Annotated in this window: 9 protein-coding genes; 8 read left to right on the top strand and 1 reads right to left on the bottom strand. The window is 62.2% G+C overall.

Going from position 1 to position 12,535, the window contains the following annotated elements:
• Nucleotides 1–2,521, bottom strand: a 2,521-nt coding sequence (locus tag ACODSV_RS34225) for a type VI secretion system Vgr family protein (RefSeq protein WP_489078407.1), incomplete at its 3' end; no start/stop codon positions are given.
• A 357-nt stretch (nt 2,522–2,878) separates the two neighbouring features.
• Here ACODSV_RS34225 and ACODSV_RS34220 point away from each other — a divergent pair.
• The 8 genes from ACODSV_RS34220 (at nt 2,879) to metE (ending at nt 12,409) form a co-directional block, all read left to right on the top strand.
• Nucleotides 2,879–3,898, top strand: coding sequence for a LacI family DNA-binding transcriptional regulator (locus ACODSV_RS34220; protein ID WP_150056278.1), 1,020 nt, complete (start codon nt 2,879–2,881; stop codon nt 3,896–3,898).
• Nucleotides 3,882–4,886: an ABC transporter substrate-binding protein gene (locus ACODSV_RS34215; RefSeq protein ID WP_069076331.1), complete on the top strand. Its 1,005-nt coding sequence runs from the start codon at nt 3,882–3,884 to the stop codon at nt 4,884–4,886. Before ACODSV_RS34220 ends, ACODSV_RS34215 begins: the two co-directional genes overlap by 17 nt.
• A complete protein-coding gene (locus ACODSV_RS34210; RefSeq protein WP_150056277.1) occupies nt 4,887–5,705 on the top strand; it encodes an ABC transporter permease in 819 nt (272 codons plus the stop codon).
• A complete protein-coding gene (locus tag ACODSV_RS34205) occupies nt 5,702–6,496 on the top strand; it encodes an ABC transporter permease (RefSeq protein ID WP_150056276.1) in 795 nt (264 codons plus the stop codon). The genes ACODSV_RS34210 and ACODSV_RS34205 overlap by 4 nt, the downstream gene beginning before the upstream one ends.
• On the top strand, nt 6,493–7,524 hold the full coding sequence (locus ACODSV_RS34200) for an ABC transporter ATP-binding protein (protein WP_150095484.1): 1,032 nt from the start codon (nt 6,493–6,495) through the stop codon (nt 7,522–7,524). The genes ACODSV_RS34205 and ACODSV_RS34200 overlap by 4 nt, the downstream gene beginning before the upstream one ends.
• A 10-nt stretch (nt 7,525–7,534) precedes the next feature.
• The gene (locus tag ACODSV_RS34195) at nt 7,535–8,368 is read left to right on the top strand and encodes a phosphodiesterase (protein ID WP_024075974.1); all 834 of its coding nucleotides are present in this window, start codon (nt 7,535–7,537) and stop codon (nt 8,366–8,368) included.
• Nucleotides 8,369–8,526: 158 nt separating this feature from the next.
• Nucleotides 8,527–9,846: an OprD family porin gene (locus ACODSV_RS34190; RefSeq protein WP_041161239.1), complete on the top strand. Its 1,320-nt coding sequence runs from the start codon at nt 8,527–8,529 to the stop codon at nt 9,844–9,846.
• A gap of 274 nt (nt 9,847–10,120) precedes the next feature.
• Complete coding sequence (gene metE / locus ACODSV_RS34185; protein ID WP_150056569.1) at nt 10,121–12,409, top strand: 5-methyltetrahydropteroyltriglutamate--homocysteine S-methyltransferase; 2,289 nt, start codon at nt 10,121–10,123, stop codon at nt 12,407–12,409.
• The last annotated feature ends 126 nt before the right edge of the window (nt 12,410–12,535 follow it).

The following is a 12,535-nucleotide window of genomic DNA, read 5'->3' as shown; positions in this document are numbered from 1 at the left end:
TGGCCAACTCCATTCGGTACTGCTGGGTCACGACCGCGTGGTCGATCAACACCTGCCCGGACTTATCCAATACGCCCTGCTTGAACACGGCACCGTCGGCGTAGAGCGTGTAGGGCATGCCTGCCCAGCCTTGATCGGAGGCATTGGGGATTTGCGGCATGCTGAGCCGCAGTGGTTGTTTGAACAGGCTCTGCGGATACTCCGGATGGGCGGCCTTCAGGCTGGCTGGGCCGGTGAACGCGTAGTGCGCGGCCTTGATGTAATGGTCGCCCAAAGTCCCGGAAACGATGCTGCTCGTATCGAGGGTGATGTAGCTGCCCCCTGCATTAAGGGTGATTTTCTTTTTCGCCGTGATATGGATCTCGTCCTCGGTACTGGTGATCTCCAAGCCGTGACGCGCGAGCAGCTCAAGCTTGTCGTTTTGCGCCTGGATGCTCACCGCCCCCTGGTTGGCGATCAGCTTGATCCCCAGCTTGCGCACAAACAGGCTCATCCCTTGGCCCACACCGATGAACAGCCGCTTGACCACGCTGATATCTGCCTCGGCCCCGGCGTTGATCATCAGGTTGTCTTGCGCCGCCAATTGCAGGTGCTGGCCGCTGGTCATGGCCACGCCATCGGGCGCGCTGAGGAACACTACGCGGGCCTTGAGTTCATTGAGCTGCTCACGCAACAGCATCACTTGCGCCTGCACATCAGCCGGGTCGGCATTGCTTGCCTGGGCATCCACCGATAACTCGTCCAACTGTTCGCCCGCCTGCTGTAACCGACCCAGCGCAGCGCTCATTTCGAGCATCTGGCCCTGCGCTTTGGGCTGTGCGTCAGCACTGATGAAGATGCCGCTGCCCGCACGAATGGCGGCATGGCCATCGGTGCGCAATTCGGCGCCCTGGCCTCGTGGTTTTCGCTGACCATCCACCAAATGCCCAAGATTGAGCTGGCTCTTGCCACTGTGCTCAGTACTCAGCTTGACGTGCTCCTGCCCCCGCGTGTCGTCCATGCGCAGTTTGTTATTCGCCGGGGTGCGCAGGACGTTGCGTTTGTAGTTGCGCAAGGTCACGTGGTCGACGTGCTGGCTGTCGTGCAGGGCGTGGGCGATGTAGGGGCGGTCGGGGTCGCCTTGTTCGAAGGCCACCGCCACTTCGGTGCCGGCAATCAGCGGTAAATGCAGGCCGTGGGTGTCGCCAGCGTAGGGCCGGGCCAGGCGCAGCCAGAGGCTTTCTTGACCCAGGGTCCAGCTGTCGCGGTCGAACAGGAACTGCACCCGGTAGCGGCCTTCAAGGTCGATATGGGCGTAGGGGTCGTGCGCTTTGTTGCTGGTGACCCGGGCCGGGATGCTGCCGGCGATCAGGGGTTTGTCCTTCAGCGCTGGGCGAAAGCACACGCTTTCTGAGTAGGGGATGGCCTCGAAGGTGGCGATGAAACTGCTGTCACGGGCAGCGGTGGTTGTCAGGCCGGTGATCACCGCTCCAGGTGTAAAAGCCTGGGGCGCGCCGCCGGTGACTTTGAGCACTTGGCTCGGTGCCAGGGTGGGGCTGCTGGTGATGCCGCGGAGCTGGGTCTGACCGTTGAGGTAGCGCTCGTGGCGCAGGCGCGCGTAGAAGTAGCCGCTTTCGCTGAGCAGGTCTTCGTCCTGATCCAGCCGGTCACCGAGGGCGGTGTAGGGTTCGGCGTAGTGGTAGGCCTCGCCGTAGGTGGTTTTGGCGCCGCGGGTCTGGTCAATCTCGCCGCTCAGGTGCGCGCGGGCGTCGCGGTGGTGGTAGGCGCGCAAATGTACCTGTTGCTCGACCACCTGATGGTCGGATTGCAGGTGCCACACGCAGTCCTGGTCGCTGCTGCTGAGGCCCGATTGCGGGCGGTACGGCAGTTCGACGTTGAACAGGTACAGGCGTTGATCGTCGCAGAACTCCACCACCGCAAGGCGCAGGCGCTCGTCGCTGGTGAAGCGGTACCAGACGCCCACTTCGGCCAGCAGGCGGGTGATGAAGGCCAGGTCGCTTTCGCCGTATTGCATGACCTGTTCGCGCTTGGGGTAGTCACGCTTAAGGCTGAACAGAAAATCCTGGCCTTCAAAGTCGTGGCGGCTGCGCAGGATGCTTTCGACGATTTGCGGCACCGATTGCTGCTGGTAGATGCGGAACTGGCGACCACGACCGAGCAGGGCCAGGCGCGGTTGCAAGGTGATTGCATAACTGGCCTGGTCGTTGGAGCCGGATTGGCGCTTGAAGCCAGTGACCACGCCGTGCAGGGTGCGCAGGGGTTTGATGGGGGGTGGCGTCAAACTGAGCAGGGGCAGCTTTTGCGGCGGCGCGTGCAGGCTGAAACAGGCGTCCTTGCCGAGCAGGGTTTCGGCGGCGAGGTCGGGTTCGGTGCTGGTGAATTCGATGCGATAGGAGAATGGTTCGCTCAGGCGCTCGTGGCCTTCGAAGGCCAGGACGTCAAGGTGGGCGTTGACGTTGTGAACGCTCAGGGTGTGTCGGCTGTGGTCGAAGAAAACGCTCGGTAATACGCTGGAAGTCATTCCTTTCACTCCTGGACGCGAAAGCCCGAAGAGTAAAGATTTGTTATCTGCGATTAATGTCGGAAAATTCGACTTTACGAGACGGGCACTTCCTGAATGTGTTTTCGCGTCTCCGAGCTAACAATATTCCGTCGAGCTTGAGGCGACGTACTACGATCACAACGCCTGGTTTTTCATCGCGCTGAAAGCAGGCAATCGCACGTAGATACCGTCTTATCCAACGCTGCTACGGGCGTTCACATGGGATTAGAGCGCGCCAGGGCCTGGCTGCCATCAAACTGTCATCTCCCCACCACCTTCCTGCCACATTCCACCGTTACTGTCCTCGCCAATGAGATCGATCTCAAGCGAGTGAACATGACTGACCTGAAAGACGTTGCGCGGTTGGCTGGCGTATCCCGCGCGACCGCCGCCCGCACCTTTGCCTCCCCTGACCAGGTGCGCCCGGCGACCCGTGAACAAGTGTTCGCCGCCGCCCGTGAGTTGGGGTTTCGGCCCAACTTGCTGGGCCGCCAACTGCGCCTGCAAACCACCCAGTTGATCGGCGTGGTGGTGCCCAACCTGCTCAATCCGGTGTTCGCCGAACAGTTCCAGGCCATGGAGCGTGCCGCGCGGTTGCGTGGCTACAGCCTGGTGCTGGCGACCACCGACTACAGCAGCGAGCGCGAATGCATTGTGGTGGAGGAGTTGCTGCGCCAGCGCGTCGACGGCCTGGTGCTGACGGTCACCGATGCCGAAAGCAACAGCGTGCTCAGTAGCCTGAATACCGAAAAAACCCCGTTCGTGCTGGCCTATCACCAACCGAGCAACCCTAACTACAGCGCCGTATCGGTGGACAACCGCGCGGGCATGGCCCTGGCCACGCGCTACGTGCTGGAGGCCGGCCATCGACGCATCAGCATGGTCGCCGGCCCCGCCTTGCAGTCCGACCGCGCACGCCTGCGCTACGCCGGGTATTGCGATGCGATGAAGGAATACGCCCTCAAAAGCCGCGCAGTGATCGAAATGCCGGCGCACACCCAGGCCGAGTTCGCCGCGATCGAGCCGTTCCTGCGCGGCCCCGAGGCGCCGACTGCGTTGGTGTGCTCCAACGATTTCCTGGCGATCAGCCTGATCGCCGAGCTGCGTCGCAACGGCTGGAATGTGCCCGAGCAACTGTCCGTGATGGGGTTCGACGGCATTGCCCTCGGCACCCAGATGCACCCGACCCTGTGCAGTGTGGTGCAGCCCATCGCACTGCTGGCCAGCACCGTGATTGATCAACTGCTGGCGCAGATCGCCGGCAATGCCCCGATTTCCCATTGCCTGCCTTGCCATGTCCGGCCGGGCGAAAGCACTCAACCCCATGAGGAGACTCTTGATGCGCGCATTCAGTAAAACCCTGGCAGCTGTGCTGCTGTGCGGTGTGGCCAGCCTGGCCCAGGCCGCCGATACCGCGATTTGCTACAACTGCCCGCCGGACTGGGCCGACTGGGGCACGCAACTCAAGGCCATCGCCGCCAGTACTGGGGTGCAAGTGCCCCTGGACAACAAGAACTCCGGCCAATCCCTGGCGCAACTGGTCGCCGAGAAGGCCGCGCCGGTCGCCGACGTGGTGTATTACGGCGTGACCTTCGGCCTGCAAGCGCAAAAGGCCGAAGTGGTCGACACCTACAAGCCCAAGGGCTGGGAGCAGATTCCCGCCGGCCTGAAAGACCCCGCCGGCCACTGGTTCGCGATCCACTCCGGCACCTTGGGCATCATGGTCAACGTCGATGCATTGGGCGGCCTGCCGGTGCCGCAAAGCTGGGCAGACCTGCTCAAGCCGCAATACAAAGGCATGGTCGGTTACCTCGATCCATCCAGCGCGTTTGTCGGCTATGTATCCGCCGTGGCGATCAACCGCGCCCTGGGCGGCGACCTGGATAACTTCGCCCCGGCCATCGACTACTTCCAGAAACTGGCGAAAAACGCCCCCATCGTGCCCAAGCAAACTGCCTATGCGCGGGTGCTGTCCGGCGAGTTGCCGATCCTGGTGGACTACGACTTCAACGCCTACCGCGCCCGCTACAAGGACAAGGCCAACGTCGCCTTCGTGATCCCGCAAGAAGGCAGCATCAGCGTGCCCTATGTGATGAGCCTGGTCGCCAACGCGCCCCATCGCGCCAACGCTGAAAAGGTCCTCGACTTCGTGCTGTCTGACGAAGGCCAGGCACTCTGGGCCAAGGCTTACCTGCGCCCGGTACGGCCGATGAAGATGCCCGCCGAGGTCGCCGCCCAGTTCCTGCCTGACAGTGACTATGCGCGTGCCGGTGTGGTGGATTACCAAAAAATGGCCGCTGTGCAGGAAGCCTTTGCCGCCCGTTATCTGAACGAGGTCAAGTAAGTGGCCGCATCGGCAAAACATGCAGCCTGGGCGCTGGCCCCGGCCTTTGCAGTGCTGCTCGCGTTCTGGCTGTTGCCGTTGGCGCACTTGATGGTGCTCGGCGGCGAGAGCCGTGACAGCCATGGCAGTGGTTACTGGCAGGTACTGAGCAGTTCGCAGTATTTGGGCAGCCTGGCGCAAACCTGTGTGCTTGCTGTTTTCGTGACACTGGTGGCGTTGTTGATTGGCGGCATCAGCGGCGTCTTCCTGGCGCGCCAGCGTTTTTTTGGTCGCTCGGCGCTGGTGGCGTTGTTGACGTTTCCACTGGCGTTTCCGGGCGTGGTGGTGGGTTTCCTGGTGATCCTGTTGGCCGGGCGCCAGGGGTTGCTGGCCTCTTTGGGCCTGCAACTGGCCGGTGAGCGCTGGATCTTTGCCTACTCGCTGGCCGGGCTGTTTGTCGGCTACCTGTACTTTTCGATCCCGCGGGTGATCCTCACGGTGATGGCGGCGTGCGAAAGCCTCGACCGCAGCCTGGAGGAAGCCGCACATTCCCTGGGGGCCGGGCACTGGCGCGTGGTGTGCGACGTGATCGTACCGGGCCTGGCGCCGGCGCTGGCGTCGTGCGGGGCGATCTGTTTCGCCACCTCCATGGGCGCCTTCGGCACTGCGTTCACCTTGGGCACACGCCTGAATGTCACCCCGGTGGCGATCTACAACGTGTTCACCAACTATGCCAACTTCGCCGTGGCCGCCGCGCTGTCGGTGGTGCTCGGTGCGGTGACCTGGGCGGTCCTGTTGCTGACGCGACGCCTGGTGAAAAACGCGGGGACGGTCCTGTGAAGCGCTCATCGCTGTTTGTGATTCAACTGCTGTTCACTTTGCTGGTGTGCGCCTTCATGTTGGTGCCGGTGCTGATGTCATTGCTGGCCGGGTTGACGCGCAATTTCTTTGTCGGCCTGTCCAGCGGCCTGACCTTCGACTGGTTGATCCAGGTGTGGCAGGCCTATTCGCCCACCGTATGGCTGTCGCTGCAATTGGCCGTGGCATGCGCAGTGTGCGTGTGTGTGATCGGCATACCGGCGGCCTATGCCTTGGTACGCATGAACAACCGCTTCAGCCGCGCCTTCGAGGAACTGATGGTGCTGCCGGTGGCCATGCCGGGCCTGGCCAGTGCGTTGGCCTTGCTGCTGACCTATGGCCAGTTCGGCGGCTTTCGTAGCAGCTGGTTGTTCATCCTGGTCGGCCATGTGCTGTTCACCTTGCCGTTCCTGGTACGCCCGGTGATGGCGGTGATGCAACGCCAGCAACTGCCGGTGCTGGAAGAGGCCGCGGCCAGCCTCGGCGCCGGGCCGATCAAGCGCTTTTTCAGCGTGGTAGTGCCCAACTGCCGGGCAGGGATTCTGGCGGGCGTGCTGATGGTGGTGACCTTGTCGCTGGGCGAATTCAACCTGACCTGGATGCTCCATACACCGATGACCAAGACCCTGCCGGTGGGCCTGGCCGACAGCTACGCCTCGGCGCGCCTGGAAATCGCCAGCGCCTACACCCTTATCTTTTTGCTGATGATCGTGCCGCTGTTGATTGCGTTGCAGGCCATCAGTGCGCGTCTGTCCCGTGGAGAGCGTCGATGACTGCTATCACTATTCGTCTCAAGGGCTGCCGTAAGGCTTTCGCCGACGGCACCGTGGCGGTGCATGACCTGGACCTGACCGTCGAAGGCGGTGAAACCCTGGCGATTCTCGGCCCGTCGGGCTGTGGCAAAACCACCACCTTGCGCCTGATCGCCGGCCTGGAACGCCCGGATGTGGGCCAGGTGTTGTTCGGCGACCAGGACGTCACCCGCCTGCCCATTGAGCGCCGCGATGTGGGCATGGTGTTCCAGAATTACGCGCTGTTTCCCAACTTGGATGTGGCGGGGAACATCGTCTACGGCTTGAAGATTCGCGGCATGTCGCCACTGGCGCGCAATAAGCGCTGCGAGGAATTGCTCGAGCTGGTGGGCCTGCAAAATCACGGCAAACGCAGTATCCACGAATTGTCCGGTGGCCAGCGTCAACGCGTGGCCTTGGCCCGTGCCTTGGCGCCACGCCCCAAAGTGCTGTTGCTGGATGAACCGCTGGCGGCCCTGGATGCGCAATTGCGCGAGCGCCTGCGCAGCGAGCTGAATGAGCTGCTGCGCGGCCTTGGTATCACCTCGGTATTTGTCACCCACGACCAGGGCGAAGCCATGGCCCTGGGCGATCGTATCCTGGTGATGGAGCACGGCCGTGTCGCGCAACTGGCCAGCCCACGGGAGATCTACCAGAAACCGGCCAATGCGTTCGTCGCCGGTTTTGTCGGCAACCTCAATGCCTTTGCCGTCACCTCGCGAACCGCCCATGGCCTGAAAGTCTGCGGCGGCGAGCTGCCGTGGCGGGCCGCCGACATGCCCAATACGGTGTACTGCCGCCCCGAACACCTACGGGTGATGGAGAGCGAAGGGCACCTGCACGGGCATCTGCTCGCGCAGTTCTTCCAGGGCGCCCAGAGCCGCCTGCTGGTGGATGTGGGTGGCCTGCAACCGCTGCTGGTGGACAGCAGCGACAACCAGCTGCATGTCGTCGGCGCGCCGATTGCCTTGGCCGTTGCGCCGCACATGTTGTTTACCCTGAATGCGTGAGAGTCGACTTTTGAAGCGTCCGTTTCTTGTTGCACAGATCAGCGATCTGCACCTTAAAGCCGGCCAGCGCCTGACCTATGGGGTTGTCGATACCCTGGGCGCACTGCGCCGTGCCGTCGACCATTTGAACGCCAGCCACCCACGGCCCGACATTGTGGTGGTCAGCGGTGACCTGGTGGACTTCGGCCGCGCCGATGAATACGCCGTGCTGCACCCTGAACTCGCGCGCCTGCACATGCCGTGCTACCTGGTGCCGGGCAACCACGACACCCGCGGGCCGTTGCTCGACGCATTCCGCGATCATGCCTATTTGCCTTTGTCGGCAGAGCAGCCGTTGGACTGGGTGGTGGACGAGCATCCGCTGCGCCTCATCGGCCTGGACTCGACTATCCCCGGTGGGCATGGCGGCCAGCTCCTGGACAGCCAATTGCAGTGGCTGGATGAGCAACTGGCGCGACGTCCTGACACGCCGACGTTGCTGATCCTGCACCATCCGCCGTTTGTCAGCGGCATCGGCCATATGGACCGCGAACCCTTTATCAACGCCGCCGCGCTGGAGCGCGTCGTGGCGCGCCACCCGCAAGTGGAACGCCTGCTGTGCGGGCACCTGCACCGGCCGATGCAGCGGCGCTTTGGCGGCAGCTTGAGTTGTGTGTGTCCCGGCACCTCCCATCAGATCGTGCTGGACCTGCAAGACGCCGCGCCCGCGCATTTCAACCTGGAACCGGCGGGGTATTTGTTGCATCGCTGGGATGCGCAACACGGCTTGATCAGCCACAACGGCGTGTTCGGGGATTACCCGGGGCCGTATCCGTTCTATGACGCTCATGGATTGATTGACTGAGGTTTACGGAGGTTTCACTTCACTCAACCAGGTAACTAACTAAGCACTAAGCAACTGAATAACCGTTAACGCCCCGGCCAACGTCACGTTTGGCCGACGGCATCCTGCTGCCCATTTTTTGCGCCCGGAACTTGGATTCCGCGCCGGAGTTCGTCCTGATGAAAGCCACGTTGAATGTATTGAGTGTATTGACCGGTGGCCTGGGTATTGCCCTGAGCCCCTTGGCGTCTGCTGACTTTTTGAGCGACAGCCAAGCCAACTTGAGTATGCGTAACTTCTACTTCAACAACGACAACCGCGACGGCACGGCGGCACCGTCGAAGACCGAAGAGTGGGGCCAGGCGTTTATCCTCAATTACCAGTCGGGTTTTACCGACGGCACCGTCGGCTTTGGCCTGGACGCCATCGGCATGCTCGGCGTGACCCTCGACAGCGGCGCCGGTCGCCATGTGGGCAGTTCGATGATCCCCAACGATGACGGCAAGGCCGCCGACAATTGGGCCCGTGGCGGTGCCACCGCGAAGGCGCGTTTCGCCAAGACCGAAGCGCGTTACGGCTACCTGCGCCCGAACCTGCCGATCCTGGTGAGCAACGACGGCCGCCTCTTACCGCAATCGTTCGAAGGCGGCCAGGTGACCAGCAAAGACATCGACAACCTGACCTTGATCGGCGGCCAGCTCCAGCACGCCACGGGGCGCGGCTCCAGCGACAGCAGTGGCCTGGCAGCAGCCGGCGGCACCCGCGAAAGCAATAAATTCACCTACGCCGGTGCGGACTACCAACTGACCAAGGACCTGATGGTCCAGTACTACTACGCCAACCTCGAAGACTATTACCAGCAACACTTCGCCGGGTTGATCCACGTGTTGCCGTTGGGTGACTACGGCTCATTGAAAACCGACCTGCGTTACTTCAAGACCACCTCGGACGGCAAAAACAGCAGCGCCGCGGGGCGTGCCGAAGGCTACAAGTTCAGCGGCTATACCAAAAACGGCAGCGGTGAAATCGACAACAACACCTGGAGTGCAGCCTTCATTTACTCCCTGGGGCCGCATGCGATTACCGCGGGTTACCAGCAAGTGTCCGATGACAGCAACTTTGCCCAACTCAACCAAGGCGGCCTGGCGAACAAAGGGGAGGGCGGTTCGAGCCTGTACCTCTACACCGACCGTACGGTGCAGACCTTTATCCAGGCCGGCGAACGCACCGCCTTCGCCCAGTATGCCTATGACTTTACAGCGCTGGGCGTGCCGGGTTTGAAGGCGTCGATGATGTATTTGAAAGGTGACCATATCCTCACCGCCAGCGGCAATAACGCCAGCGAGTGGGAACGGGATATCGGCCTGGACTACGTGGTGCAGGGCGGCACCTTCAAGAACGTCGGGTTCGGCTGGCGCAACGGCGTGTCGCGCAGCGAGGTCGCGCGGGACCAGGATCAGAACCGGGTGTTTGTGAATTACTCGATTCCGTTGATGTAACCGGCCGAGCGGATCCCCCCTGTAGGAGCGAGCTTGCGCGCGAAAAACCTAAGTGCGCCGCGGACCGTCACGCAGCCCGCGTGATCGTTGGCGTTCTTCGCGAGCAAGCTCGCTCCTACAAGGGGGGATGTTCAGGCTGCCCGGCGCCACGAATGTGGCATGGCCGCATTAACATGAGTGAATCTTGTGATCATCAGGAATAAAATGAGTTTGTTTCACTATCTCCGTCTACCGACAATGCCTGCCATTAATACCTACAGTGGAGTTGTAAGTCATGGCAGTCGCTCATTCCCTCGGATTTCCGCGCATTGGACGCGATCGTGAACTGAAAAAAGCGCAGGAAGCGTTCTGGAAGGGCGAACTCGACGAAGCTGGCCTGCGGGCTGTCGGCCGTGAGCTGCGCAAGACCCATTGGGCGTTGCAACAGCAGGCCGGTATTGACCTGTTGCCCGCCGGCGATTTCGCCTGGTACGACCAGGTGTTGACCCACTCGCTGATGTTCGGCGTGATCCCCGAGCGTTTCCGTCCCGCCGATGGCCAGGCCACCCTGCACACCCTGTTCGGCATGGCCCGTGGCGTCAGCGACAGCTGTTGTGGGGGGGCACACGCCCAGGAAATGACCAAGTGGTTCGACACCAATTATCACTACCTGGTACCCGAGTTCAGCGTTGACCAGCAGTTCCACCTCGGCTGGGACCAGCTGTTCGAGGAAGTGCAGGAAGCCCGTGAGCTGGGCCATACGGTCAAGCCGGTGGTGATCGGCCCGTTGACTTACCTGTGGCTGGGCAAGGCCAAGGGCGGTGACTTCGACAAGCTCGACCTGCTCGAGCGCTTGCTACCGTTGTACGGCCAGATCTTCCAGCGCCTGGCGGAGTTGGGCGTGGAGTGGGTGCAGATCGATGAGCCGATCCTGGTCCTCGACCTGCCACAGGCCTGGAAAAACGCATTTGAGCGCGCCTATAACCTGATCCAGCGCGACCCGCTGAAAAAGCTGGTGGCCACCTATTTCGGCGGCCTGGAAGAGAACCTTGGCCTGGCGGCTAGCCTGCCGGTCGACGGTTTACATATCGACCTGGTACGTGCGCCGGACCAGTACCCGACCATCCTCGATCGCCTGCCAGCCTATAAGGTGTTGTCCCTGGGGGTGGTCAATGGCCGCAATGTCTGGCGCTGCGACCTGGAGAAAGCCCTGGCGACCTTGCAGCATGCCCATGAAAAACTCGGCGATCGCCTGTGGGTGGCGCCGTCCTGTTCGCTGTTGCACAGCCCCGTGGATGTGGGCCGCGAAGACCAATTGGATGCCGAGTTGAAAAGCTGGCTGGCGTTCGCCGTGCAGAAGTGTGCCGAAGTCGCGGTACTGGCCCGCGCGGTGAACGAACCCGAAGCCCCCGATGTGCTCGCCGCCCTGGCGCAAAGCCGCGCCGTACAGGCTGCCCGAGCGACCTCGCGGCGTATTCACAAGCCCGCCGTGCAAGCTCGCGTGGCAGCGATCACCGCCCAGGACAGCCAACGTCAGTCGCCGTTTGCCCAGCGTATCGACAAGCAGCGTGCGCGCCTCAACCTGCCGCTGTTCCCCACCACCACCATCGGTTCGTTCCCGCAAACCGCGTCGATCCGCCTGGCGCGCCAGTCCTACAAGCAAGGCAAGCTGAGCGAAGCCGAATACGTCGAAGCGATGCACAGCGAGATCAAGCATGCCGTCGAGGTCCAGGAAAACCTCGGCCTGGACGTGCTGGTACACGGTGAAGCCGAGCGTAACGACATGGTCGAGTACTTCGCCGAGCAACTGGACGGCTACGTGTTCACACGCTTCGGCTGGGTCCAGAGCTACGGTTCGCGCTGCGTAAAACCGGCGGTGATCTTCGGTGACCTGAGCCGTCCGAAGGCGATGACGGTGGAGTGGATCCGCTACGCCCAGGGTCTGACCCACAAGGTGATGAAGGGCATGCTGACTGGCCCGGTGACCATGCTGATGTGGTCCTTCCCGCGCGAGGACGTGAGCCGCGAAGTGCAGGCTCGGCAACTGGCGTTGGCGATTCGTGATGAAGTGCTGGACTTGGAAGCCGCTGGCATCCAGATCGTGCAGATTGACGAAGCGGCGTTCCGTGAAGGTCTGCCGTTGCGCCGTGCGCAGTGGCAGCCCTACCTGGACTGGGCCACCGAAGTGTTCCGCCTGTGCGCCTCGGGCGTGCGCGATGAAACCCAGATCCATACCCATATGTGCTACAGCGAGTTCAACGATGTGATCGAGTCCATCGCGGCGATGGATGCCGACGTGATCACCATCGAAACCTCACGCTCGGACATGGAACTGCTGCATGCGTTCGAAGCCTTCGCCTACCCCAACGACATCGGCCCGGGCGTCTACGACATCCACTCGCCAAGGGTGCCGGATGCCTCGGAAATGGCCAACCTGCTGCGCAAGGCGGCCAAGCGTATTCCAGCCGAGCGCTTGTGGGTGAACCCGGATTGCGGGTTGAAGACACGGGGTTGGCCGGAGACGGAGGCGGCATTGATTCATATGGTCACCGCGGCTCGCCAGCTACGGGCTGAATTGGCTTAAATGTGGGAGGGGGCTTGCCCCCGATAGCGGTGGGTCAGCCAACAAATCTGCTGACTGACACTCTGCTATCGGGGCATAGGTATCTACACAACTTAGGCTCAACGCTGCCCCCCGGCAGACAGGGCT

The organism is Pseudomonas sp. FG86 (assembly GCF_057808775.1).
The sequence above is the reverse complement of the archived record's forward strand: the minus strand, read 5'-3'. Positions and strand labels throughout refer to the sequence as shown.